Genomic DNA, 21,693 nt, shown 5'->3' on the forward strand with positions numbered 1-21,693 from the left:
GCACAGGATCTGATCCTCGAGCCTTTTGCCGGCACGGTGTTCGGCTTCACTCCGGGCGAGTCGACCAGCCTGTCGGGCGTGCAACACGGGGGTGTGCTGCTGGGCATGCTGGCAGCGGCGTTTGCCGGGCGCGGCCGGCGCTTCGGCTCGCTTCGTGCCTGGCAGACCGGCGGCTGCCTGATGTCGGCGCTGATGTTGTCGGGCCTGGTGATGGCCGCGCTCGTCGGCCCGGCGTGGCCCTTCAAGGCCACGGTGTTTGCACTCGGCGCGGCCAACGGCGCGTTTTCCATCGCAGCCATCGCCTCGATGATGCGCCTGGCCAACGAGGGCCGGCATGCGCGCGAGGGCGTGCGCATGGGCTTGTGGGGCGCGGCGCAGGCCGTCGCCTTCGGCATGGGCGGGCTGGTGGGCACGGCGGCCAGCGACCTCGCGCGCTGGCTGATCGGCTCTCCGGCGCTGGCCTACGCGTCGGTGTTTGCACTCGAAGCGCTGCTCTTCGTCCTTGCTGCTGCGCTTGCCATGCGCCTGAGCGGCCCGAGTCAACCGGCCGCGCGCGCTGCACGTCGCCATGTTCAAGAGGTACCCGCATGAGCCAAGTTGAAACCTTCGATGTGGTCGTGGTGGGCGGCGGGCCTGCGGGTGCCACGGCTGCACACGAGCTGGCGCGCAGTGGCCGCTCGGTGCTGCTGCTCGACCGCGCAGGCCGCACCAAGCCCTGCGGCGGCGCGATCCCGCCGCGCCTGATCAAGGACTTTGCGATCCCTGATGAGCTGCTGGTCGCCCGCGCCACCGCCGCACGCATGGTCTCGCCCAAGGACGTGCGTGTCGACATCCCGATCGACAACGGCTTCGTCGGCATGGTCAACCGCGACCAGTTCGACGAGTGGTTGCGCTGCCGCGCGGCGGATGCCGGCGCGCTGCGCCGCGTGGGCAGCTTCGAGCGCATCACGCGCGATGCCGATGGTGTGAGCGTGGTGCACTTCAAGGCGCGCCTCGCCGACGGGCCCGGCATGAAGCGCGAGGTCTCGGCCCACGTGCGCGCCCGCGCCATCGTCGGCGCCGATGGCGCGCGCTCCGAGGTGGCTCGACAGACAGTGCCGGGCGCCGAGCGCACGCGGTATGTGTTTGCGTACCACGAGATCTTGCGCACGCCTGAAGCGCTGCCGGCCGGTTTCGACGCCTCGCGTTGCGACGTTTATTACCGCGGCACGCTGTCGCCCGATTTCTACGGCTGGGTCTTCCCGCACGGCGACACGATGAGCGTGGGCACCGGCAGCGCCGACAAGGGCTTCTCGCTGCGCGGCGCCGTGGGCCGCCTGCGCACGGCCGCCTGCCTGGTCGATGCGCAGACCTTGCGCCGCGAGGGCGCGCCGATCCCGATGAAACCCTTGCCGCGCTGGGACAACGGCCGCGACGTGGTGCTCGCAGGCGACGCCGCCGGTGTGGTGGCGCCCGCCTCGGGCGAGGGCATCTACTACGCGATGTACGGCGGGCGGCTCGCGGCCGAGGCGGTCGAGTCGCTGCTCGCCACCGGCCGGGTGAGCGCGCTGGCAGGCGCCCGCAAGCGCTTCATGAAGGCACACGGTACGGTGTTTCGTGTGCTCGGCATCATGCAGTGGTTCTGGTACTCGAGCGACCGGCTGCGCGAGCGCTTCGTCGCCATCTGCAAAGACCGCGACGTTCAGCAACTCACCTTCGAGTCGTACATGAACAAGGAACTGGCGCGCAAGAAGCCCATGGCCCATGTGCGCATCTTCTTCAAGGACCTGGCGCACCTGTTCGGGCTGGCGCGGGTATGAGCCGGTGGAAGCCCATCGTCATCGCGGCAGGCTCGGCGATCTTCGTCGCCGTGCTGGGTGGGCTGATGACCGACCTCGGCCCCTGGTACGTGAACCTCAAGCAGCCCGCGTGGAAGCCTCCCGACTGGGCCTTCAGCCCCATCTGGACGACCATCTTCGCGCTTGCCGCCACGGCCGGTGTGATCGGCTGGCGGCGCGCTCCCTCCAGCGCGCAGCGCGAATGGATGCTGATGCTGTTTGCGGCCAACGGCTTTCTCAATGTGCTGTGGAGCCTGCTGTTCTTTCGCCTGCACCGGCCCGACTGGTCGCTGCTCGAAGTGCCCGTGTTGTGGCTGTCGGTGCTTGCGCTGATGCTGCTGCTGGCGCGTTTTGCCAAGGTGGCCGCCTGGCTGCTTGCGCCCTACCTCGTGTGGGTGACCATCGCAGCGGCCTTGAACTGGCAGACGGTCAAGCTCAACGGGCCGTTCGGCTCGGCTTGAGGTGAACGCATGAACGACAGTCCACTCATCGCGCTGCTGATCGACCTCGTGATCGTGTTCACGCTGCTCGAAGGCGCGGCCCTGGTGGTCTATCACCGCATCACCGGCAAAGGTGTCGCCCCGCGCGACTTCGCACTCAACATGGCCTCGGGCCTGTGCCTCATGCTCGCCCTGCGCTGCCTCGCGCACGGTGCAGGCGCCGCATGGGTCGCGCTGTTTCTCGTGGCCGCCGGGCTCGCCCATGGCACCGACCTCTGGTTGCGCTGGCGTCGCGGCGCACGTGACGCGAATGCCCATCGCCGGAGTCTTGCATGAGCGTCATCGCCCTCGGCCTGAACCACACCACCGCGCCGCTCGACGTGCGCGGGCGTTTTGCATTCCCCGGCGAAAAACTGGTGCCCACGCTGCGCGCCGTGAGCGGCCGCCTGAAGCGGGCGACCGAGGTCGCCATCGTCTCCACCTGCAACCGCACCGAGCTCTACGTCGGCAGCGACAGCACCGACACCGCCTCCATGGCCGAGCAGGCGCTGGGCTGGCTGGCCGAGTCGGGCGGCATGGCAGCCCAGGAGCTGCAACGCCACTTCTATGTGCTCGAAGACGCCGGCGCCGCGCGCCACACCTTCAGGCTGGCCAGTGGCTTGTCGTCGATGGTGGTCGGCGAAACGCAGATCCTCGGCCAGCTCAAACAGGCGGTGCGCTCGGCGGACACCGCCGGCACGCTCGGCAGCACGTTGCACCAGTTGTTCCAGCGCTCGTTTGCGGTCGCCAAAGAGGTGCGCAGCGGCACCGAGATCGGCATGCACACCGTGAGCCTGGCGGCCGCCATCGTGCGGCTGGCCACGCAGCTGTTCGAAGACTTCGGCGAGTTGAAGGTGCTGGTGCTCGGCGCCGGCGACATGGCAGCCCCGGTGCTTGCCCACCTGGCCGGGCGCTCACCCAAGCTGTTGACCGTCGGCAACCGCAACCTCGCGCGTGGCGAAGCGCTCGCCGCGCACTTCAAGGCCGAAGCGATCGGTCTGACCACCGCCATGTCGCGCCTGGCCGATTTCGACGTGGTGGTGTCGTGCACCGCGAGCCCGCTGCCGTTGATTGGGCTGGGCGCCGTCGAGCGCGCGCTCAAGCAGCGCCGCCGCCGGCCGATGCTGATGGTCGACCTGGCGGTGCCGCGCGACATCGAACCCGAGGTCGCAGCGCTGGCCGACGCTTATGTCTACACGCTCGACGACCTTGCGCAGATCGTGCAGGCCGGCAGCGACAAGCGCCACGCCGCCGTGGGCCAGGCCGAAAGCATCATCGAGTCGGGCGTGCAAGATTTTGTGCGGTGGCTCGGTACACGCGACACCGTGCCGCTGATCCAGGCCTTGCAGACCCAGGCCGAAACCTGGCGCGCCGCCGAACTGCAGCGCGCACGCAAGCTGCTGGCAAAGGGTGAAGACATCGACGCGGTGCTCGACGCCTTGTCACGCGGCATCACGCAGAAGATGCTGCACGGGCCGATGGCGGGCCTGCAGGCCACCGATGGCGGTGAGCGTGTCGCGCTCACGCACACGCTGTCGCGCCTCTTCTTGCAGTGCCCCGGGCGGGGAGAGCGCAAGGCGGGGTGAGTCTCATGGGGCACACGCGCGAGTTGAAATGTCGCGCCTGCAGTGTCCCGGGTGTTGGGTAGCGCACAGACGGCGCGCTGCAACCTGGCAACACTCCTGTTCAACGTCGGTCATGCCTTTGCCTCGGGAGTGGCCGAACGCCGTGCAATCGGCGTGGCGCAACCGGCTTGGCGTCGAACATCTCAACCTTTCCGACCAGGCGCTGCCAAGCGCCGGTCGGCTCCACCTGGACCCCCCACTGAACATGCCCCAGATGCGTGTCCTGATCGTCGATGACAGCGAGATGTTCATCGAGATGGCGAAGTTCGTTCTTTCTGCGGCGGCCTACGAGGTCGAGAGCTCGCCGAGTGCAAGCGAGGCGCTGTTGCAGATCCCGGTCTTTTTGCCCGACCTCATCCTGATGGATGTGCAGATGCCGATCATGGACGGCATCGAACTCACGCGGCAATTGAAGGCCGACCCGGCAACGAAGCACATCGTCATCGTCGCCTTCACGGCGTATGCCCTCAAGGGCGATGCGCTGAAGCTCCAAACTGCCGGGTTCGATGGCTACATCGCGAAGCCGGTGGACGTGATGACGCTGGCCGCCGAAGTTCGCTTCTGGCTCGAAGGGCCTGACAGCGCGCGTGGCAGCCACTTTGTCTGGCCCTGACCCCGTGATGGCGGGCGCCGCCCGATGCACGCTGGAGGGGCTCGCATGATCCCCGGGATCTCCCTGCCTGTTCCCTACAGCATCAAGCGCCACGGCATCTCGCTGTCCAACTGCGATGACGAGCCGGTTCAGACGCCGGGTTGCATCCAGTCCCACGGGATGCTGCTGGCCTTGCGCCTCGACGATCTTGTCGTGACCCAGGTGAGCGAGAACTGCGCGCTCTGGACGGGCTTGTCTGTCGATCAGGTGTTGGCAGGCCCGTTGTCGCAGGTCGTCGGTGCCGAAGCGGCCGAGCGAATCCGGGCGCTCAGCCACACCGAGGTCCTGGATCACAACCCGTGCTACGCGCTGACAGCGCGCCTGCCCGGGTCACCCGCCGACGCTTCGCCGGTGGACATGACGATCCACACGGCCGACGGCGTGCTTTTGCTCGAAATGGAGCCGAGCGGCCGGGGTCCGCCCGTGGTGGGGCAGGACGGCGACTACTTCTCGATGGTCAGAAAAACCATCGGTCGTCTCAAGAGCAGCCGCTCGCTGGCTGATTTCTGCGAGGTGGTCGCGCACGAAGCGCGCCGCATCACGGGTCTCGATCGGGCGATGGTCTACCACTTCCATGCCGACGACAGCGGCGAAGTGATGGCCGATGCGCGGCGCGAAGACCTGCCGTCGTGGCATGGCTTGCGCTACCCGGCCAGCGACATCCCGAGGCCGGCGCGCGAGATCTTCAAGAAGATCGGTGTTCGGCCCCTGCCGCACGCCCAGGGCGGGCTGTGCGAGATGGTGCCGCTGCTCAACCCCGACACGCAGCGCCCGCTGGAGATGACCCATTGCGCGCTGCGTGGTGCGTCGGTCATGTACACCGAGTACCTGCAGAACATGGGCGTCGCTGCCACCTTGACGATGCCCATTCTTCGCGACGGCGCCCTCTGGGGGCTGATTGCCTGCCACCACTACACGCCCCGGCCCTTGGCGTATCCGCTGCGGGCGGCCGCCGAGTTTCTGGCGCAGATTGCCTCGCTCGAGATCGCCCAGGCCGAGTTGCGCGAGCACCTGCAATACCGCATCCATCTCGACGCGGTTCACCTTGCCGTGCTGGCGCGCGCGGCGGCGGACGGTCAGCTGTCGGTCGTGGCCGCTTCGTCGCCGAGCCTGCTCGACGGTATCCAGGCCGACGGGGTCGCGATCTTCCAGCGCGGTCGCTGGCTCACCGCAGGCCACACGCCCGACGAGCCGCAGTTGACGCCGCTGGCCGCGTGGCTGCGCCAGCGCATCGATCAAGTGCCCGATGGGCTTCAAACCTATGCCACCGACGCCTTGGGCGCCGCGTATCCCGCCGCAGCCGAGTTTGCTGAGCGTGCCAGTGGCGTCCTGGCGACTGCGGTGTCGCGGCATGCCGACAGCCCGCTGATCCTGTGGTTTCGTGGTGAACAGGTTCAGACCTTCAACTGGGCCGGCAACCCGCACGGGAAGCCCACCGAGGTCGGCCCGCTGGGGCCGCGCCTGACACCGCGGCGCAGCTTCGACCTGTGGCAGGAGGAGGTGCGCGGCCGGTCCAGCCCATGGCGAAAGGTCGAAATCGCAGCCGCTCAGCAGATGCGCCGCATGGTCATGGACCTGGTCGTCGTGCGCGCCGAGCAGCTGGCCGAGGCCAACGCCGAACTCGCGCGCAGCAATGCCGAGCTCGACGCCTTTGCCTATGTGGCCGGCCACGACCTGAAGGAGCCGCTGCGCGGCATCAACAAGTACGCGCACCGCTTGCTGGAAGACGCCCAGGCCGGCGTCTCACAAGACCCCGCGCGTGTCGAGTGGCTGCTTCGGTTGACGGTGCGCATGGACACGCTGCTCAACGCCTTGCTTCACTTCTCAAAGGTCGGGCGGACGACGCTGGACATGGAAGACATCGACCTCGGTTCCTTGCTCATCGAGTCCATGGAGATGCTCGGCGCCCGCCTGCCAGAGAGCGCCGTCGAGGTGCGCGTGCCGCGGCCGCTGCCGGTCGCCCATTGCGATCGGGTGCGCGTGCGGGAGGTCTTCTCCAACCTGATCTCGAACGCCGCGAAATACACCGACAAGCCGCAACCCTGGGTCGAGATCGGCTACATCGGTTCGAACGAGGCGGCACCTGCGCTGCCCAGGCCGCTGTCGGCGCCCGCGCAAGCCGCGGGTGACACGCTTTTTTATGTGCGCGACAACGGCATCGGCATCGACATGCGCCACAAGGACCGCGTGTTTGCGATCTTCAAGCGCCTGCACGCGCAAGACGCATACGGTGGTGGCAGTGGTGCGGGCCTGACGATCGCTCGCAAGATGGTGGAGCAGCACCACGGCCGGCTCTGGTTCGAGTCGGAGCTTGGCGTCGGCTCAACCTTCTACTTCACGCTGCCCGGCGCCAAACTTCCCGAGGTTCACCCCCATGCCGATTGACACCAGAAACAACGACCCGCGGCCCGTGCTCGTGGTCGAAGACTGCGACGACGATTTCGACACCGTGCTCGTTGCAGCGACGCGCGCCAAGGTGGGCAACCGCCTGATTCGCGCTGCAGATGCCGAAGTGGCGTGGCGCCTGCTGGCGCGCGACCAGGCGGGCGCGTTTTCGTTCATGCTGCTGGACTCCAACCTGCGGTGCCTGGATGGCCTGGCCCTGCTCGAACACCTGCGCAGCGACGGCCTGCTGGATCACCTGCCGGTCGTGGTGTTCACCACCAGCATCAACCCGAGCGACCGTCATGCGTTTTGCGTGGCGGGGGCCAGCGCCTTCCATGTGAAGAGCGTGCAACACACCGACTGCCTGCGCACGCTCGAAGCCATCTTCGAAAGGTGGCTCAGCCGCGCCCCGCTGCCAAAGAGCGCCGTCACCTCGTCACCCACGAGGCGGTGGGCATGAACGGCCGAGGCCCCGTGCCGATGCACGTGCTGATCGTCGACGACAACCCGCTTGACCGCGCCGAGGCCAAGGCGGCGCTGCTCAACGGCTCCAAGCGCCGGTACCAGTTCAGCGAGGCGTCGTCGGCCGAAGCGGCACTGCACCTGTGTGCGCAATCGCCGCGGCCAGACTGCGTCGTGCTCGACCTCGGCTTGCCCGACGCGGATGACTTCGAGGTGCTGAAGCGTCTGCCGCGCGACGGCGACGGGCTGATGAGCGTCCCGGTGGTGGTTCTCACTGCGTCGATGGAGCTCGGCCTCAATCAGGCCGCACTGCGCGCTGGCGCGCACGACTACGTTGGCAAGGCGTGGCTGCTGCCAGAGACCCTGACCCAGGCGGTCGAGAACGCCATCGAGCGCCTCGCGATGGCGCGGGCGTTTCAGGCGCAGCGCCGCCTGGCCGACGCTGCTCGGGTCAAGGCGCTCGAACTCGAAGGCGAAAACCGGCAGATCCAGGAAGCGAACCGGCTGAAGAGCCTGTTCCTGGCCAACATGTCGCACGAGCTGCGCACGCCCTTGACCGCCATCATCGGTTTCGCCGACCTGCTGCAGATGGGTGCCGTTGCGCCGGGCGCACCAGAGCACCAGACCTTCCTGGGCCACATCGCCAGCAGCGGGCGCCATCTGTTGCGCCTGATCAACGATGTCCTCGACCTGTCCAAGGTCGAGGCGGGCAAGCTGGAATTTTTCCCGGAGGCGTTTGACCTGGCCGTGCTCGCCGCGGAAGTGCACGGCATCCTGCACACCGAGATCCTGCGCAAGCGCCTGCGGGTGGTCGTCGACATCGAGCAGTCGCTGGGGAGCCTGGTGCTCGACCCCGCGCGACTGAAGCAGGTGCTCTACAACTACCTGTCCAACGCGATCAAGTTCACGCCGGAAGGCGGCCTGATCACCGTGCGGGCGGGCGCCTCGGGCGCGCGCCACTTTCGGCTTGAGGTCGAGGACACCGGCGTCGGCATCGCCGACGCCAACCTGCTGCGCCTGTTCACCGCGTACCAGCAGCTCGACGCCGGGTCCACGAAAAAGTATGAAGGCTCCGGTCTGGGTCTGGCCCTCACGCGACGCCTGGTGATGGCGCAAGGCGGAAGCGTCGGCGTGCGCAGCACGCTCGGCCATGGCAGCGTGTTCCATGCGGTGCTGAACCGCATCCACGGGACGGACCCCATCCAGCCTGCAGTGGCACAGGACCGGTTGGCAAGTGCGACCGAACCTCGCCTGCTGGTGATTCATGACGCTCGAGACGACCCGCCTCAACTCGTTGCGGGCCTGACGGCCGCCGGGTTCCATGTCGACACCACCGCCACGGGGGAGCAGGCGGTGCAGCACGCTTGCCATCGCGCGTACGACGCGATCACGCTGGGCCTGTTGCTCCCGGACGAATCAGGCCTCGGCGTGCTGAACAGAATCCGGGCCAATGGCATGAGCCGCGAATCGCCGGTGGTGGGCATGACGATGCGTGCACAGGCTGGAACCGCGGCCACGTTCGCGATTGCCGACGTGTTGTGCAAGCCGATACGCACGGACGAGGTCGTGTCGGCAGTGGCTCGGTTTCGGCGACCGGGGATCGGCCCGACCAACGTGATGGTGGTCGACGACGACCCGCTGGCGCTGGACCTGATGCGGGCCACGCTCAAGGTCATCGGCATCGACGCGGTGGGCCTGCTGGACGGCCGCGAGGCGCTTGGCGCACTCGAGCGGCACCGCCCCGACGCGATCATCCTGGACCTGGTGATGCCGGAATTCGACGGCTTCGCCATGCTCGATGCACTGCAGCGCCTGCCGGCCTGGCGCCATACGCCGGTGTTCATCTGGACCAGCATGCTTCTCACCGAAGCGGACTATGCGACGCTGGGCCAGTCGGCGCGGGCCATCCTGAGCAAGCGCGGCGGGTCGATCGATGCCACGCTGGACGCGTTGCGCAGCTGGCGCGCGTTTGCCGTCAAGCCGTCGACCGGCGCTCTGTCATGAGGGCGCTCCGTGTCCTGGTTGTCGACGACAACGTCGCGACGGTCGATCTCGCGAGATTTGTCCTCGATGCCGCTGCGTTCGTGGTCGAGGCGACGACGGACTCGACCAACGCCATGCTGCTGATTGCGACCTTCCGGCCGGACCTGATCCTGATGGACATCCAGATGCCCGGCTTGGGCGGCCTCGAGCTGACCCGGCAACTCAAGGCCGACCCCGCGATGCGACACATCGTGGTCGTGGCGTTCACCGCGTTCGCGATGAAGGGCGACGAGGTCAAGATGGGCGCGGCGGGGTGCGACGGATACATCGCCAAGCCGTTCGACGTGGCGACGTTCGCCGAGACAGTTCGGTCTCATGCCCGGAAGCATCTTCCGCGCTGAATCTGCGCGCGAGTTTTGCCCCGGGGCAAAAAGCAGTGTGTTCCTGCCCCCTTGAAACCGTTTTGGCCGACCCTATGTCGGGAATCGAGCCGGCGGGTCTGGTCTCCTGCCGGTGTCAACCCTGAATCGGAGGACACACACCATGTACGAATCGATCCTGAATCACCCGGGCAACCTGTTCGGTCAGTTCGAGCGCCTGCGCCGTGAACTCGATGACGTGTTTGGCGTCTCGGGTTTGCCCAGCGGCATCCGCTCCGTCGCGCCTGGCACGCTGCCGGCGGTCAATGTGGGCCACACGCCCACCAGCGTGGAGATCTATGCCTTTGCGCCCGGGCTCGAGGCCTCGAAGATCGAGGTCACGCTCGACCGCGGCGTGCTGCGCATCTCGGGCGAGCGCGCGCCGGGCATCCCGGCCAACGACCCCAAGCTGCAGGTCTACACCCGCGAGCGCGGCGCCGGCAGCTTCAGCCGCACCATCTCGCTGCCCGACGACATCGACCCCGCGCAGGTCAACGCCAGCTACCGCGACGGCGTGCTCCAGGTGAGCGTGGCCCGCCGCGAATCGGCCCAACCCAAGCGCATCAGCGTGCAGTGACGCGCGTTACCTAGCCAAGGAGAACCCATCATGAGCGACAACAAGCCAATGACCCGCAACAACGCCGAACCCGAGCAGCAGCGCGCCGTGCTGCCGGCGGTCGACGTGTTCGAGGACGCCGGCGGCATCACGCTGCTGGCCGACCTGCCCGGTGTGCAGAAAGAGCAACTGGAGCTGAAGGTCGAGGGCGATGCCCTGCTGATCGAAGGCACGGTGCGCCAGATCACCCCTGAGGGCCTGGAAGCGGTCTATGCCGAAGTGCGCGTGCCGCGTTATCGCCGCAGCTTCACGCTCAGCCGCGAGCTCGACACCACGCGCATCGAGGCCAACCTGAAAGACGGCGTGCTGACGCTGCGCATCCCGAAGCAGGCGCATGCGCAGCCGCGGCGGATTGCCGTCACGGCCGCCTGAATGTCCTGATTGGGCTGTGTTTTGCAAGGTGTTGCCTGCCGCCCGGTGTGGACCGGGCGGCCAGGAGTTCTCACCCCGACATGTCTGCAGATTCGACCTCGGTTTCCCCCGGTGCTGGGCAGTGGCACCGGCTGCGCCTGTCGGCTAGCCTGCCCGATGCGCTGGTTCAGATCCCCGAAACGCCTGCGGCTTCTTCGAGTTCTGGCGCGCCGAAGAACTGATCGAGCTGGGTCGGGAGCGTATCGCGCGAGCGTTTGAAGATCGGAGGAGCAGAGCCCATGACGGATCGGCCGCCTCTTGCCTCATCCGTTCGCCCTGAGCAGGGACTGAGCCTGTCGAAGGACCGTCCGTCGAAGGGGTGCTGAGCGAAGGCGCAATGCGCGAGCAGGGCTTCGACCCGCTCAGCCCGAACGGAACGGAGCCGCATGAAAACGCGGATCACCGTGTGCTTGAACTGGAGCCGTGAGTCGCCTCGCTCTCGTCGCGCGCAATGCGCCGATGGATGCGCCGCACCGCGAGCATCACCACCAGCGCGGCCACGGGCACCACGATGCCCACCGCCACGTCGGGGTGGATCGGCACGCCCGCCGCCTTGAGCGCCTTGGCGCCATAGCCGGCGAGACCGGCCACGTAGTAGACGATCGCGGCGACCGACAGGCCTTCGACCGTTTGCTGCAGGCGCAGCTGCAGGCGGGCGCGGCGGTCCATCGAGCCGAGCAGGGCCTGGTTCTGGCGCTCGCGTGCAATGCCCACGCGGGTAGAGAGCAGGTTGCTCGCCTGCGCCACCCGCTCTGACAGATCGTGCAGGCGCTGCGACACGGTGTTGCAGGTGGCCACCGCGGGAGTGAAGCGCCGGGCCATGAACTCTTCGATGGTCTGCACGCCGGGGATGCGGGTTTCGCGCAGCTCGGCCATGCGCCGTGTCACCAGCTCGAAGTAGGCGCGGCAGGCGCCAAAGCGGAACTGGCTGGCCGCCAGCCCGCTTTCGACCTCGGCGGCCAGGCGGGTGAGCTCCTGCAGCAAGGTCTCGTCGTGGCTGCTGTGGTGCTCGCGGGCGATGTCTTCGGTGAGGGCGGCGAGCGCCTTTTCGATGGCCACGATGCGCGGCTGCTGGCGGCGTGCGATCGGCAGCGCCAACAAAGACATCATGCGGTAGGCCTCGATCTCGAACAGGCGCTGCAGCATGCGGCCGGCCTGGCGCTGCGTGAAGCTGCGGTTCACCACCAGCATGCGGGCGCAGCCGTCTTCGTGGATGCGAAAGTCGGTGAACGCGAGGCCCGTGCCGTCGCCGATCTCAGCGCCCATCACGATGTTGCCGTTGAAGTGCTGCGCCAGCGTGGCCGTGTCGGGCATGCCGCCGCCCTCGGCCTGCATCAGCTCGGCGTGCACGGCCGCCACGCTCACCCCGGGGATGGCGGCGAGCCAACCCGCGGGCAGCAGCGACGTGGGTGGTTCGCTGTAAGGCCGTGGGCCCAGCCCGGCGCTGAAGAAGGTGTAGCCCGAGAACTCGCCGTGGCGCTCCCACTTGAGGCGCAGGCCGCCGAGCGTGGCGACGAAGTGGCTGGCCCCCGGCATCGGCAGCGGCACGTCGTGCTGCTCGCACAGTCGGGCCAGGTGCGCCAGTTCGCGCTCGCGGTCGGCGGGTTCGACCAGCACGGCCACGTAGGTGGCGCGCGAGGGCGTTTGCAGTGGCTCGGGCGGGCGCGCATGCACCTCGTCGGCCAGCGCCAGGCGTTCGGGGTGGTCGGGCGGGAGCAGTGCCATCGTGTTCAGGGACGGGCCCTCAGCTTTGCAGCGCCTTTCGGCGCCGCTCCACCAGCCGCATGATCATCGGCGTGAAGATCAGTTGCATGGCCAACTCCATCTTGCCGCCCGGCACGACCAGCGTGTTGGCGCGTGACATGAACGAGTCGTGCAGCATGCTCAGCAGGTAGGGCATGTCGATGCCTTTCGGGTTGGCGAATCGGATCACGACCAGGCTTTCGTCGGCCGTCGGGATGGTGCGCGCGATGAACGGGTTGGAGGTGTCGACCACCGGCACACGTTGAAAGTTGATGTGGGTGCGCGTGAACTGCGGGCAAATGTAATGCACGTACTCGTGCATGCGGCGCAAGATCACGTCGGTCACCGCTTCGGTGGAGTAGCCGCGTGTGCTCTTGTCGCGGTGGATCTTTTGAATCCATTCGAGGTTGATCACCGGCACCACGCCGATCAGCAGGTCGACGAAGCGCGCCACGTTGACCCTCTCGGTCGTCACGCCGCCGTGCAGTCCTTCGTAGAACAGCAGCTCGCTCTCGGGCAGCGGTGCCCAGGCGGTGAAGGTGCCGGGCGGCTGCTTGAAGGGCGCGGCTTCTTCGTCGTTGTGCAGGTACATGCGGCTGGTGCCGGTGCCACTCTCGGCGTAGCTGCTGAACAGCGCCTGCAGCTCCTCGAACAGGTTGGCGTCTTCGCCGAAGTGGCTGAAGTGCGGGCGGGCCTCGCGCTCGGCGTCGGCCATGGCGGCTTTCATCGCCACGCGGTCGTAGCGGTGAAAGCTGTCGCCCTCGACGATGGCCGCGGCCACACCTTCGCGGCGAAAGATGTTTTCGAAAGTGCGCGTGACCGAGGTGGTCCCGGCGCCCGACGAGCCGGTGATCGCGATGACGGGGTGTTTGATGGACATGCGGCGGCCCTCGTCAGTGCGCGGTGTCGGCAAACAGGCCGCGGTGGCCGAACAGCGGCGAGTCGTAGGCCTCGTGCGGCTCGTCGCGGTGGTATTGCTCGATGCGCGAGACCTCGTCCTTGGAGCCGAACACGAAACCGATGCGCTGGTGCAGCGACTCGGGGCGTGTGTCCATCAGCCGCGTGCGCCCGGTGCTCGCGCCGCCGCCGGCCTGCTCGATCAGGAACGAGATCGGGTTGGCCTCGTAGAGCAGGCGCAGCCGGCCCGCCCGGCTCGGGTCTTTGCGGTCGCGCGGGTAGAGGAACACACCGCCGCGCATCAGGATGCGGTGCGTCTCGGCCACCAGCGAGGCGATCCAGCGCATGTTGAAGTCGGCCCCGCGCGGGCCGGTCTGGCCGGCCAGGCATTCGTCGACGTAGCGCTTCACCGCGGGCTCCCAGAAGCGGCTGTTCGACGCGTTGATCGCAAACTCGTGTGTCTGGTGCGGGATGCGCAGCTCCGGGTGGCTCAGCACCCATTCGCCGAGCATCGGGTCGAGTGTGAACGCGTGCGTGCCGCGGCCGAAGGTCAGCACCAGCATGGTCGACGGCCCGTAGATCGCATAGCCCGCGCAGACCTGCGTGCTGCCGGCCTGCAGAAAGTCGGCCGGCTGCGGGTCTTGCCCCGGCGTGGCGGCGCGCAAGACCGAGAAGATGCTGCCCACGGCCACGTTGACGTCGATGTTCGACGAGCCGTCGAGCGGGTCGAACAGCAGCAGGTACTTGCCGCGCGGGTGTTGCGGCGGCAGGGTGTAGGGCTGCTCCATTTCTTCAGAGGCCATGCCGGCCAGGTGGCCGCCCCATTCGGTGGCCCGGATGAAGAGCTGGTTGCTCAGCACGTCGAGCGTCTTCTGGTTTTCGCCCTGCACGTTGTCGCTGCCGACGCTGCCCAGCACGCCGGCGAGTTCACCAAACGCCACCTTGCGCGCAATCGCCTTGCAGGCGAGCGACACATCGGTGACCAGCGCGTTGAGATCGCCGGTGGCGCCCGGGTGGCGGCGGCGTTCTTCGATCAGGAACTGCGTGAGCGTGGACTTTCCACCGGTGGGCATGGCGTTCTCCTCGATTGGTTTTTGGTGTGGCCGCGTGGCTCTGGGGCCAATCGCGAGAGCAGATCGCGCGGCGTGTGCAGGCGCCACACGCGTGACTGAACGTTGGCGGGGGCATGCGCCGTGTAGCCCCAGCCCGCCCATGCGGCGCGGCAGCCGGCGGCGCGCGCGGCGGCGATATCGCCTTCGGCGTCGCCCACCATCAAGAGCGCGCTCGTGTCGACGCCGAGCGCCTGGCCGGCCTGCTGCAGCAGGTGAGGCGAGGGCTTGCGTTGCTCGGGCGCCTCGGGCCCGTGCACGGCCTTGAAGTGTGGCAACAGGCCCGCTTCGTGCAGCACCGCGCGCGCCAGCAGAGTGGGCTTGTTGGTCACCACCACCAGTGGGTAGCGCGGGGCGAGTGTCGCCAGCAACTCGGGGATGGTGTTGAACACCGAACTGCCTTGCATGGGGGATTGCAGCGTGGCGGCATCGAAGCCGCGCCGCAGCCGCGCGGCCAGGCCGTGCGGGTCGGCCGCGGCGGCCTCCGTCGCGCGGGGAGTGCGGCTGTCGTGCGCCCCCAGGGCGCGGGCGATCAGGGCGTCGGGGCCGTCGCCGATCCAGGTGCGCCCCGTGCGCTCGGTGAAGGCGGGCAGGCCGGCCTCGGCCAGCGCCGAATTGAGCGCATGCGCGATGCCGCCGGCACTGTCGACGAGGGTGCCGTCGAGGTCGAAGGCGATCGCGTCGATGCGGTTCATCGGGGCTGCATGCTCGCCAGACGCACGAGCTCGTCGAAGCTCAGCCACGCGGCCGAGCGCAGACGGTGGCCAGGCTCGCCGCGCAGAGGCCGGGATGGGTCGCCCAAGTGGGGCAGCACCAGCGAGGCGGCCGAAAAATCCTTGTCTTCGGTCCAGAAGTTCGGCGTGACCACCGTCCACAGGCCGGCAGCCAGCGCGGCGCGCAGCCCATTGGGCGAATCTTCGAACGCGATCGCCTGCTCGGGCGGGAGCTCCAGGGCACGCAGCGCCAGGCGGTAGATGTCGGGTGCGGGTTTCTTGGCGCGCACCTGGTCGCCGCAGGCGATCACGCTGAACAGGTCGAGCCCGCGCGGGCCCAGGGTCGCCTGCAGCAGCTTGTCGATGTTGACCGCCGTGGTGGTGCTGGCAATGGCCAGCAGGCAGCCGGCCGAGCGCGCTTCGTCAAGAAGGCGCGCGACGCCGGGGCGCAACGGCACTGCACCGTCGTTGACGAAAGAACTGTAGAAGCGTGTCTTCTCGGCGTGGATGTCGGGCACCAGCAGGTGCATTCGGTGGCGCTCGGCCGCGCCAAGGGGCAACTCGTCGATGTAGCGCGCCATGCGCTCCTTGCCACCGGTCGTGCTGAGCAGCGCTCGGTATTCCCCCGGCTCCCAGACCCAGCCAAGCCGGTAGCGCTCGAAAGCGAGGTTGAAGGCGACGCGGTGGGCTTCTTCGGTGTCGGCCAGGGTGCCGTCCACATCGAAGATCAATGCGTGGATGCTCATGCGTTGTGCTCCTTGCTTCCTTCGTGGCTCCCAAACACCCGGCTGGCCAGGATGTCTTCTGCGCTCAGCGTGCTGAGTTGTTCGCGCGTCAGCGCCGTGTCGGTCATGAAGAGGCGGGTGGCGTGGCGCAGGCGGATGCGGTCGAGCGCATTGCGGATCGAGCGTGCGTTGGCAAAGTGGGGCTGCTGCCGACGCAGGCTGACGTAGCGGGTGAAGGCCGGCGTGGCGGCTTCGTCGAAGCGGTAGTTCAGCTGCGTCAGCATGAGCTGGGCAATCTGCATCAGCTCGGCTTCGCTGTAGTCGGGGAAGTCGATGTGGTGTGCGATGCGCGAGGCCATGCCCGGGTTGCTGCCGAAGAAGGTGTCCATGCGGTCCTTGTAGCCCGCCAGGATCACCACCAGGTCGTCGCGGTGGTTCTCCATCACCTGCAGCAGGATCTCGATCGACTCTTGCCCGTAGTCGCGCTCGTTCTCGGGCTTGTAGAGGTAGTAGGCCTCGTCGATGAAGAGCACGCCGCCCATGGCCTTCTTCAGCACCTCCCTGGTCTTGGGGGCGGTGTGGCCGATGAACTGGCCGACCAGGTCGTCGCGGGTCACCGCGACGAGGTGGCCCTTGCGCACGTAGCCCAGCTGCTTGAGCACCTCGGCCATGCGCATCGCCACGGTGGTCTTGCCGGTGCCGGGGTTGCCGGTGAAGCACATGTGCAGCGACGGCGGTGTCGACTGCAGGCCTTGCTGCTCGCGCAGCTTGTCGATCAGCAGCAGCGCGGCAATGTCGCGAATGCGGCCCTTCACTGGCGCCAGGCCGATCAGCTCGGCATCGAGCTGGTCGAGCAGGGCGCGCACGCCGGAGGCTTCGAGCAGCTGGCTGGGGGTGTGGGGGGCGTTCATGGGGCCACCGTCATTCCCGCGCAGGCGGGAATCCAGGCTGGGGCCAGGGCACGGTTTCTTGACCGCCAAGGCGCAAAGAACGCAAAGGTCGCAAAGGAAAAGAGAGCGCTCTGGATTCTTTGCGATCTTGGCGACCTTTGCGCCTTGGCGGTGAATCTGTTGGCACGCGCACGGCTGGGCCAGCATGCCTGCCTGCATGCTGGATTCCCGCCCGGGGAAAGCTCGGCTTGCCCTGAGCTTGCCGAAGGGCGGGAATGACGGAGCAGGTGGGCGTTCAATACCGCTCCCCCTCAGGCTCACGCTGCACCGCATAACTCTCGATGCTGTAGCTCATCGTGCGCCCGGCCGATTCGGTGCGCACCAGGCGGAACCCCGGTTCCTTGCGCGGCCGGTTGACGATGAACGACAGCACCACCGACTCGGTGCCGTGGGTGGAGTCGTAGGCGCTGAGGCGGATGTAATGGTTGGGGAAAACCTCGCGGCAGTGCCGCATCTCCAGCATCACGGCGGCCGCATCCTCGATGTCGAACATCGGGTTGCCGTACATCTCCCAGAAGGTGTTGCGCGGGTGCGGGTCGTCGGTGTATTCGAGGCCGATGGCCCAGCCCTTCGACAGGCAATGGTCCACCTGCTTGGTGATTTGCGCGTCGCTCAGGTCGGGCAGGAAGGAGAAGGTGCCTTGGGTGATTCGCATGGTGGTGGGTCCTGGAAGTGTGGAGAGACCGTGCCTTCACTCCGTTCGCCCTGAGCCTGTCGAAGTGCCCTTCGACAGGCTCAGGGCGAACGGTTCGATCAGGCGACAGCTGCGGTCGGCACGTAGTCAGAGGTGTCGGTCGACGCGTAGTTGAAGGTGATGTCGCCCCAGGTGTCGAGCGCGGCCCGCAGCGGGCTGCACCACCTGGCCGCCTCGCGAAGGATGTCGGGGCCTTCGCCTCTGATGTCGCGCCCTTCGTTGCGCGCCAGCACCACGGCTTCGAGCGCCACGCGGTTGGCGGTGGCGCCGGCCTGGATGCCCTGCGGGTGGCCGATGGTGCCGCCGCCGAACTGCAGCACCACGTCGTCGCCGAAGAGGTCGATCAGCTGGTGCATCTGGCCGGCGTGGATGCCGCCCGAAGCGACCGGCATCACCTTCTTGAGCGCGCCCCAGTCCTGGTCGAAGAAGATGCCGCGCTGCAGGTCCATCTTGGTCTGCGTGTCGCGGCAGACGTTGTAGTAGCCCTGCACCGTCATCGGGTCGCCTTCGAGCTTGCCCACCGCCGTGCCTGCGTGGATGTGGTCGACCCCGACCAGGCGCATCCACTTTGCGATGACGCGGAAGCTCACGCCGTGGTTCTTCTGCCGTGTGTAGGTGCCGTGGCCTGCGCGGTGCAGGTGCAGGATCATGTCGTTCTGCCGGCACCAGTGGCTCAGCGACTGGATGCCGGTGTAGCCCACCACCAGGTCGACCATGATGATCACCGAGCCCAGGTCTTTGGCGAACTGCGCGCGTCGGTACATCTCTTCCATCGTGCCGGCGGTCACGTTGAGGTAGCTGCCCTTGACCTCGCCGGTGGCGGCGCTGGCCTTGTTGACGGCGTCCATCACGAACAGGAAACGGTCGCGCCAGTGCATGAAGGGTTGCGAGTTGATGTTCTCATCGTCCTTCATGAAATCGAGCCCGCCTTTCAAGCCCTCGTACACCACACGGCCGTAGTTGCGCCCCGACAGGCCGAGCTTGGGCTTGGTGGTGGCGCCCAGCAGCGGGCGGCCGAACTTGTCGAGCCGCTCACGCTCGACCACGATGCCGGTGGGCGGGCCGGTGAAGGTTTTCACATAGGCCACCGGGAACTGCATGTCTTCGAGCCGCGCCGCCTTGAGCGGCTTGAAGCTGAAGACGTTGCCGATGATCGAGGCGGCCACGTTGGTGATCGAGCCCTCCTCGAACAGGCTCAGGTCGTAGGCCACGTAGCAGAAGTACTGGCCCGGAATGCCTGGCACCGGGTCGATGCGGTAGGCCTTGGCGCGGTACATGTCGCACGCGGTGAGGCGGTCGGTCCAGACCACCGTCCAGGTGGCGGTGCTCGACTCGCCGGCCACGGCGGCAGCGGCTTCGATCGGGTCCACGCCGTCTTGCGGGGTGATGCGAAACAGCGCCAGCACGTCGGTGGGCTTGGGCTCGTAGTCGCCGTTCCAATACCCCATCTGCGCGTACTTGAGCACCCCGGCGGCATAACGCTTCTTGGTGTCGGTGATCTGCGTCGGCTCATTCATCTGGCCCAAGATCGTCTCCTGTGGGGTGGTGGGTGAGTGCAATGTAGGCAGCGTGATCAATTCGGATAAGTTAAATGTTTTGACATTGACATTAGGTTTGGCTAATGTGTTGCCATGCCCTTGTCGCGTGGAGCTTCGTTCCGCCAGCTCGCCACCTTTCATGCCGTGGCGCGCCTGGGCAGCGTGTCGGCTGCGGCCGAAGAAATGCACCTCACCCAGCCGGCGGTGTCGATCCAGATCGGCCTGCTCGAAGAGTCCGCGCGCACGCCCCTCTTGCAGCGCAGCGGGCGCGGCATTCGCCTCACCGAGGCGGGCGAGCTGCTCGCGGGTTATGCCAGCCGCATCCTTGAGCTCTGGCGCGAAGCCGGCGAAGAGATGGCCACGCTGCAGGGCGTGTTTGCCGGCACCTTGCGCGTGGGCGCCGTGACCACGGCCGAGTACCTGCTGCCGCCGTTGCTGGTGACCTTCGCCAACCAGAACCCCAAGGTCAAGGTCAAGCTGCAGGCCGGCAACCGCGACGACATCGTGCGCCTGCTCGCGGGGCAGGAGATCGACGTCGCGATCATGGGCCGCCCGCCCGCCGAGCTGAAGACCAGCTCGGCCGCGTTCGCCAAGCACCCGATGGCCTTCGTGGCGTCGCCCTCGCACCCGGTGATGCGCGAGCGCTTGCCGGGCATTGCCGCGATCGCCGGCATGCACCTGCTGGTGCGCGAGCGCGGCTCGGGCACACGCTCGACCATCGAGCGCATCTTCAAGGAGGCGGGTGTGCCGCTGCGCATCGGCTCCGAGATGTCGAGCAACGAGGCGATCAAGCAGATGTGTGCGGCGGGTTTCGGCGTGGCCTTCCTGTCGCTGCACACCTGTGTGCTCGAGCTGCAGACCGGCGTGCTGCAGGTGCTGCCGCTGCCCGACAACCCGATCGAGCGTGATTGGTTCGTGATGCACCTGGCCTCGCGCCAGTTGCCGCAGGTTGCGGTGGCGTTCGAGCAGTTCTTGATCGATCAAGCGCAGGCGCAGGTTCACCGGCAGATGGGTCAGGTGGGTGTGCAGCCGGCCAAGAAGGCGCGGCGGCCTCGCTCGGCGCCGCAACGCTAGCCCAGGCCCGCACCGCGCGGCCATTGAAGACTCCTTGATCGGATCACCGCGAACCGTCAGAATAGTCTGACACTACCTTCCGCCAGCAAACTTTACATTTTTCAGGCTTGAGTTTGCGCATCACGTTTGGAGCCCGTTTTGGTTTTTCCTTTCTCCGCGATCGTGGGTCAAGACGAGATGAAGTTGGCCATCCTGATTGCCGCCATCGACGCGCGCATCGGCGGTGTGCTGGTGTTTGGCGACCGGGGCACCGGCAAGTCGACCGCGGTGCGCGCACTGGCCGCGCTGCTGCCGCCGATGCGCGCGGTGGTCGACTGTCGATACCGTTGCGACCCGGCGCTGGCCAGGGGCTGCGAAGACTGCGAGGCGCGCAAGCTGAAAGGCAAGGGCGCTGCACTGAAGAGCCACACCGTGCCGGTGCCGGTGGTCGACCTGCCGCTGGGCGCGACCGAAGACCGCGTTGTCGGTGCGCTCGATCTGGAGCGCGCGCTGGCGCAAGGCGTCAAGGCCTTCGAGCCTGGCCTGCTGGCGCGGGCGAACCGCGGCTTTCTGTACATCGACGAAGTCAACCTGCTCGAAGACCACCTGGTCGACCTGCTGATCGATGTCGCCGCCTCGGGTGAAAACGTGGTCGAGCGTGAAGGCCTGAGCGTGCGCCACCCTGCGCGCTTCGTGCTGGTGGGCAGTGGCAACCCCGAAGAGGGCGAGCTGCGCCCGCAGCTGCTCGACCGCTTTGGCCTCTCGGTCGAAGTGCGCACGCCGCAAGACCTGCCGTCGCGCGTGGAGGTGGTGAAACGGCGCGACGCGTTCGAGCGCGATGGCGAAGCCTTCACCGCTGCATGGGCCAAGGACGAAGCCAAGGTGCGCAAACAGATCGTGGCCGGCCGCGCGCGCCTGCCCGAGGTGAGCGTGCCCGACGCCGCGCTCGAGCGTGCCGCCCAGCTGTGCATGGCGCTGGGCACCGATGGGCTGCGCGGCGAGTTGACGCTGGTGCGTGCCGCGCGCGCATTTGCCGCCTTGCAGGGCGATGGGGTGGTGGGTGATGCCCATCTCAAGCGCGTCGCCCCGCCGGCGCTGCGGCACCGCCTGCGGCGCAACCCGCTCGACGACGCCGGCTCCAGCGTGCGCGTCGACCGGGCGGTGGCGGAGTTGTTTGGCGCATGAGCCCCGCCCGGCCGCCCGAAGGGGCTCGCTCCCGCTTGGCGGGATCGCACGGAGTGCGTAGGGTGCGCCAATGAGCGCTACTGCGCTGTCCGAGGCCCTGGTCGCTGCGCTGTTTGCAGTCGACCCGCTCGGGCTCGGTGGCGTGGTGTTGCGCAGCGGCGCCGGCCTGGCGCGCGATCGCTGGCTCGCGCGGCTTGCCGAGCTGTTGCCGGCCCACACACCCTGGCGGCGCGTGCC

Annotated in this window: 22 protein-coding genes; 14 read left to right on the top strand and 8 right to left on the bottom strand. The window is 67.6% G+C overall.

The window, feature by feature from the left end; genetic code table 11:
* From RMO40_RS14945 to RMO40_RS15000, 12 genes are all read left to right on the top strand, one after another.
* A partial coding sequence (locus RMO40_RS14945; RefSeq protein ID WP_309722863.1) for a PucC family protein occupies positions 1–591 on the top strand: 591 nt, incomplete at its 5' end.
* Complete coding sequence (locus RMO40_RS14950; protein ID WP_309722866.1) at positions 588–1,799, top strand: geranylgeranyl diphosphate reductase; 1,212 nt, start codon at positions 588–590, stop codon at positions 1,797–1,799. The genes RMO40_RS14945 and RMO40_RS14950, both read left to right, overlap by 4 nt.
* On the top strand, positions 1,796–2,278 hold the full coding sequence (locus tag RMO40_RS14955; protein ID WP_309722869.1) for a tryptophan-rich sensory protein: 483 nt from the start codon (positions 1,796–1,798) through the stop codon (positions 2,276–2,278). Before RMO40_RS14950 ends, RMO40_RS14955 begins: the two co-directional genes overlap by 4 nt.
* Before the next feature lie 9 nt (positions 2,279–2,287).
* Positions 2,288–2,593 carry a hypothetical protein gene (locus tag RMO40_RS14960; protein ID WP_309722873.1) on the top strand — a complete coding sequence of 102 codons (306 nt, stop codon included), beginning with the start codon at positions 2,288–2,290 and terminating at the stop codon, positions 2,591–2,593.
* Positions 2,590–3,882 carry a glutamyl-tRNA reductase gene (gene hemA, locus RMO40_RS14965; protein ID WP_309722876.1) on the top strand — a complete coding sequence of 431 codons (1,293 nt, stop codon included), beginning with the start codon at positions 2,590–2,592 and terminating at the stop codon, positions 3,880–3,882. Before RMO40_RS14960 ends, hemA begins: the two co-directional genes overlap by 4 nt.
* 28 nt (positions 3,883–3,910) lie before the next feature.
* Positions 3,911–4,534 carry a response regulator gene (locus tag RMO40_RS14970; protein WP_309722879.1) on the top strand — a complete coding sequence of 208 codons (624 nt, stop codon included), beginning with the start codon at positions 3,911–3,913 and terminating at the stop codon, positions 4,532–4,534.
* Between the two features lie 45 nt (positions 4,535–4,579).
* Positions 4,580–6,958: an ATP-binding protein gene (locus RMO40_RS14975; protein WP_309722882.1), complete on the top strand. Its 2,379-nt coding sequence runs from the start codon at positions 4,580–4,582 to the stop codon at positions 6,956–6,958.
* On the top strand, positions 6,948–7,418 hold the full coding sequence (locus RMO40_RS14980; protein WP_309722884.1) for a response regulator: 471 nt from the start codon (positions 6,948–6,950) through the stop codon (positions 7,416–7,418). Before RMO40_RS14975 ends, RMO40_RS14980 begins: the two co-directional genes overlap by 11 nt.
* 20 nt (positions 7,419–7,438) lie before the next feature.
* Positions 7,439–9,424 carry a response regulator gene (locus RMO40_RS14985; RefSeq protein ID WP_309722887.1) on the top strand — a complete coding sequence of 662 codons (1,986 nt, stop codon included), beginning with the start codon at positions 7,439–7,441 and terminating at the stop codon, positions 9,422–9,424.
* A complete protein-coding gene (locus tag RMO40_RS14990) occupies positions 9,421–9,804 on the top strand; it encodes a response regulator (protein ID WP_309722890.1) in 384 nt (127 codons plus the stop codon). The genes RMO40_RS14985 and RMO40_RS14990 overlap by 4 nt, the downstream gene beginning before the upstream one ends.
* 142 nt (positions 9,805–9,946) lie before the next feature.
* Positions 9,947–10,399, top strand: coding sequence for an Hsp20 family protein (locus RMO40_RS14995; protein WP_309722893.1), 453 nt, complete (start codon positions 9,947–9,949; stop codon positions 10,397–10,399).
* A gap of 30 nt (positions 10,400–10,429) precedes the next feature.
* Entirely contained in the window at positions 10,430–10,810 is a 381-nt protein-coding gene (locus tag RMO40_RS15000) for an Hsp20 family protein (RefSeq protein ID WP_309722896.1), read from the top strand.
* 438 nt (positions 10,811–11,248) lie between these two features.
* On the opposite strand, the gene RMO40_RS15005 is transcribed toward RMO40_RS15000, so the two are convergent.
* The 8 genes from RMO40_RS15005 to RMO40_RS15040 form a co-directional block, all read right to left on the bottom strand.
* A complete protein-coding gene (locus RMO40_RS15005; protein WP_309722899.1) occupies positions 11,249–12,574 on the bottom strand; it encodes a DUF3422 domain-containing protein in 1,326 nt (441 codons plus the stop codon).
* A gap of 19 nt (positions 12,575–12,593) precedes the next feature.
* Positions 12,594–13,472 (bottom strand): phosphoribulokinase, encoded by an 879-nt coding sequence (locus tag RMO40_RS15010; protein WP_309722902.1) that lies wholly within the window; start codon positions 13,470–13,472, stop codon positions 12,594–12,596.
* 13 nt (positions 13,473–13,485) lie between these two features.
* On the bottom strand, positions 13,486–14,562 hold the full coding sequence (locus RMO40_RS15015; protein WP_309722907.1) for a class 1 fructose-bisphosphatase: 1,077 nt from the start codon (positions 14,560–14,562) through the stop codon (positions 13,486–13,488).
* Positions 14,523–15,293: an HAD-IA family hydrolase gene (locus tag RMO40_RS15020; protein ID WP_309722911.1), complete on the bottom strand. Its 771-nt coding sequence runs from the start codon at positions 15,291–15,293 to the stop codon at positions 14,523–14,525. The genes RMO40_RS15015 and RMO40_RS15020 overlap by 40 nt, the downstream gene beginning before the upstream one ends.
* Positions 15,290–16,057 carry an HAD-IA family hydrolase gene (locus RMO40_RS15025; protein WP_309722914.1) on the bottom strand — a complete coding sequence of 256 codons (768 nt, stop codon included), beginning with the start codon at positions 16,055–16,057 and terminating at the stop codon, positions 15,290–15,292. Before RMO40_RS15025 ends, RMO40_RS15020 begins: the two co-directional genes overlap by 4 nt.
* Positions 16,054–16,947 (bottom strand): CbbX protein, encoded by an 894-nt coding sequence (gene cbbX, locus RMO40_RS15030; RefSeq protein WP_309722917.1) that lies wholly within the window; start codon positions 16,945–16,947, stop codon positions 16,054–16,056. Before cbbX ends, RMO40_RS15025 begins: the two co-directional genes overlap by 4 nt.
* A gap of 274 nt (positions 16,948–17,221) precedes the next feature.
* The gene (locus tag RMO40_RS15035; RefSeq protein WP_309722920.1) at positions 17,222–17,641 is read right to left on the bottom strand and encodes a ribulose bisphosphate carboxylase small subunit; all 420 of its coding nucleotides are present in this window, start codon (positions 17,639–17,641) and stop codon (positions 17,222–17,224) included.
* Between the two features lie 98 nt (positions 17,642–17,739).
* Positions 17,740–19,206 (bottom strand): ribulose-bisphosphate carboxylase large subunit, encoded by a 1,467-nt coding sequence (locus tag RMO40_RS15040; protein ID WP_309722923.1) that lies wholly within the window; start codon positions 19,204–19,206, stop codon positions 17,740–17,742.
* 105 nt (positions 19,207–19,311) lie between these two features.
* On the opposite strand from RMO40_RS15040, the gene RMO40_RS15045 reads away from it, so the two are divergent.
* Entirely contained in the window at positions 19,312–20,292 is a 981-nt protein-coding gene (locus RMO40_RS15045) for a LysR family transcriptional regulator (protein WP_309722926.1), read from the top strand.
* Positions 20,293–20,430: 138 nt separating this feature from the next.
* Positions 20,431–21,456 carry a magnesium chelatase ATPase subunit I gene (gene bchI, locus RMO40_RS15050; protein ID WP_309722929.1) on the top strand — a complete coding sequence of 342 codons (1,026 nt, stop codon included), beginning with the start codon at positions 20,431–20,433 and terminating at the stop codon, positions 21,454–21,456.
* Positions 21,457–21,693: the final 237 nt, after the last annotated feature.

Source organism: Rhizobacter sp. (assembly GCF_031412075.1).
Taxonomy (GTDB): Bacteria; Pseudomonadota; Gammaproteobacteria; order Burkholderiales; family Burkholderiaceae_C; genus Rhizobacter.

What these genes read in the sequence shown, in the direction of transcription:
- RMO40_RS14950 (WP_309722866.1), top strand. Translation starts at nt 588, where the DNA reads ATGAGCCAAGTTGAAACCTTCGATGTGGTCGTGGTGGGCGGCGGGCCT.
- RMO40_RS14955 (WP_309722869.1), top strand. Translation starts at nt 1,796, where the DNA reads ATGAGCCGGTGGAAGCCCATCGTCATCGCGGCAGGCTCGGCGATCTTC.
- RMO40_RS14960 (WP_309722873.1), top strand. Translation starts at nt 2,288, where the DNA reads ATGAACGACAGTCCACTCATCGCGCTGCTGATCGACCTCGTGATCGTG.
- hemA (WP_309722876.1), top strand. Translation starts at nt 2,590, where the DNA reads ATGAGCGTCATCGCCCTCGGCCTGAACCACACCACCGCGCCGCTCGAC.
- RMO40_RS14970 (WP_309722879.1), top strand. Translation starts at nt 3,911, where the DNA reads ATGTCGCGCCTGCAGTGTCCCGGGTGTTGGGTAGCGCACAGACGGCGC.
- RMO40_RS14975 (WP_309722882.1), top strand. Translation starts at nt 4,580, where the DNA reads ATGATCCCCGGGATCTCCCTGCCTGTTCCCTACAGCATCAAGCGCCAC.
- RMO40_RS14980 (WP_309722884.1), top strand. Translation starts at nt 6,948, where the DNA reads ATGCCGATTGACACCAGAAACAACGACCCGCGGCCCGTGCTCGTGGTC.
- RMO40_RS14985 (WP_309722887.1), top strand. Translation starts at nt 7,439, where the DNA reads ATGCACGTGCTGATCGTCGACGACAACCCGCTTGACCGCGCCGAGGCC.
- RMO40_RS14990 (WP_309722890.1), top strand. Translation starts at nt 9,421, where the DNA reads ATGAGGGCGCTCCGTGTCCTGGTTGTCGACGACAACGTCGCGACGGTC.
- RMO40_RS14995 (WP_309722893.1), top strand. Translation starts at nt 9,947, where the DNA reads ATGTACGAATCGATCCTGAATCACCCGGGCAACCTGTTCGGTCAGTTC.
- RMO40_RS15000 (WP_309722896.1), top strand. Translation starts at nt 10,430, where the DNA reads ATGAGCGACAACAAGCCAATGACCCGCAACAACGCCGAACCCGAGCAG.
- RMO40_RS15005 (WP_309722899.1), bottom strand. Translation starts at nt 12,574, where the DNA reads ATGGCACTGCTCCCGCCCGACCACCCCGAACGCCTGGCGCTGGCCGAC.
- RMO40_RS15010 (WP_309722902.1), bottom strand. Translation starts at nt 13,472, where the DNA reads ATGTCCATCAAACACCCCGTCATCGCGATCACCGGCTCGTCGGGCGCC.
- RMO40_RS15015 (WP_309722907.1), bottom strand. Translation starts at nt 14,562, where the DNA reads ATGCCCACCGGTGGAAAGTCCACGCTCACGCAGTTCCTGATCGAAGAA.
- RMO40_RS15020 (WP_309722911.1), bottom strand. Translation starts at nt 15,293, where the DNA reads ATGAACCGCATCGACGCGATCGCCTTCGACCTCGACGGCACCCTCGTC.
- RMO40_RS15025 (WP_309722914.1), bottom strand. Translation starts at nt 16,057, where the DNA reads ATGAGCATCCACGCATTGATCTTCGATGTGGACGGCACCCTGGCCGAC.
- cbbX (WP_309722917.1), bottom strand. Translation starts at nt 16,947, where the DNA reads ATGAACGCCCCCCACACCCCCAGCCAGCTGCTCGAAGCCTCCGGCGTG.
- RMO40_RS15035 (WP_309722920.1), bottom strand. Translation starts at nt 17,641, where the DNA reads ATGCGAATCACCCAAGGCACCTTCTCCTTCCTGCCCGACCTGAGCGAC.
- RMO40_RS15045 (WP_309722926.1), top strand. Translation starts at nt 19,312, where the DNA reads ATGCCCTTGTCGCGTGGAGCTTCGTTCCGCCAGCTCGCCACCTTTCAT.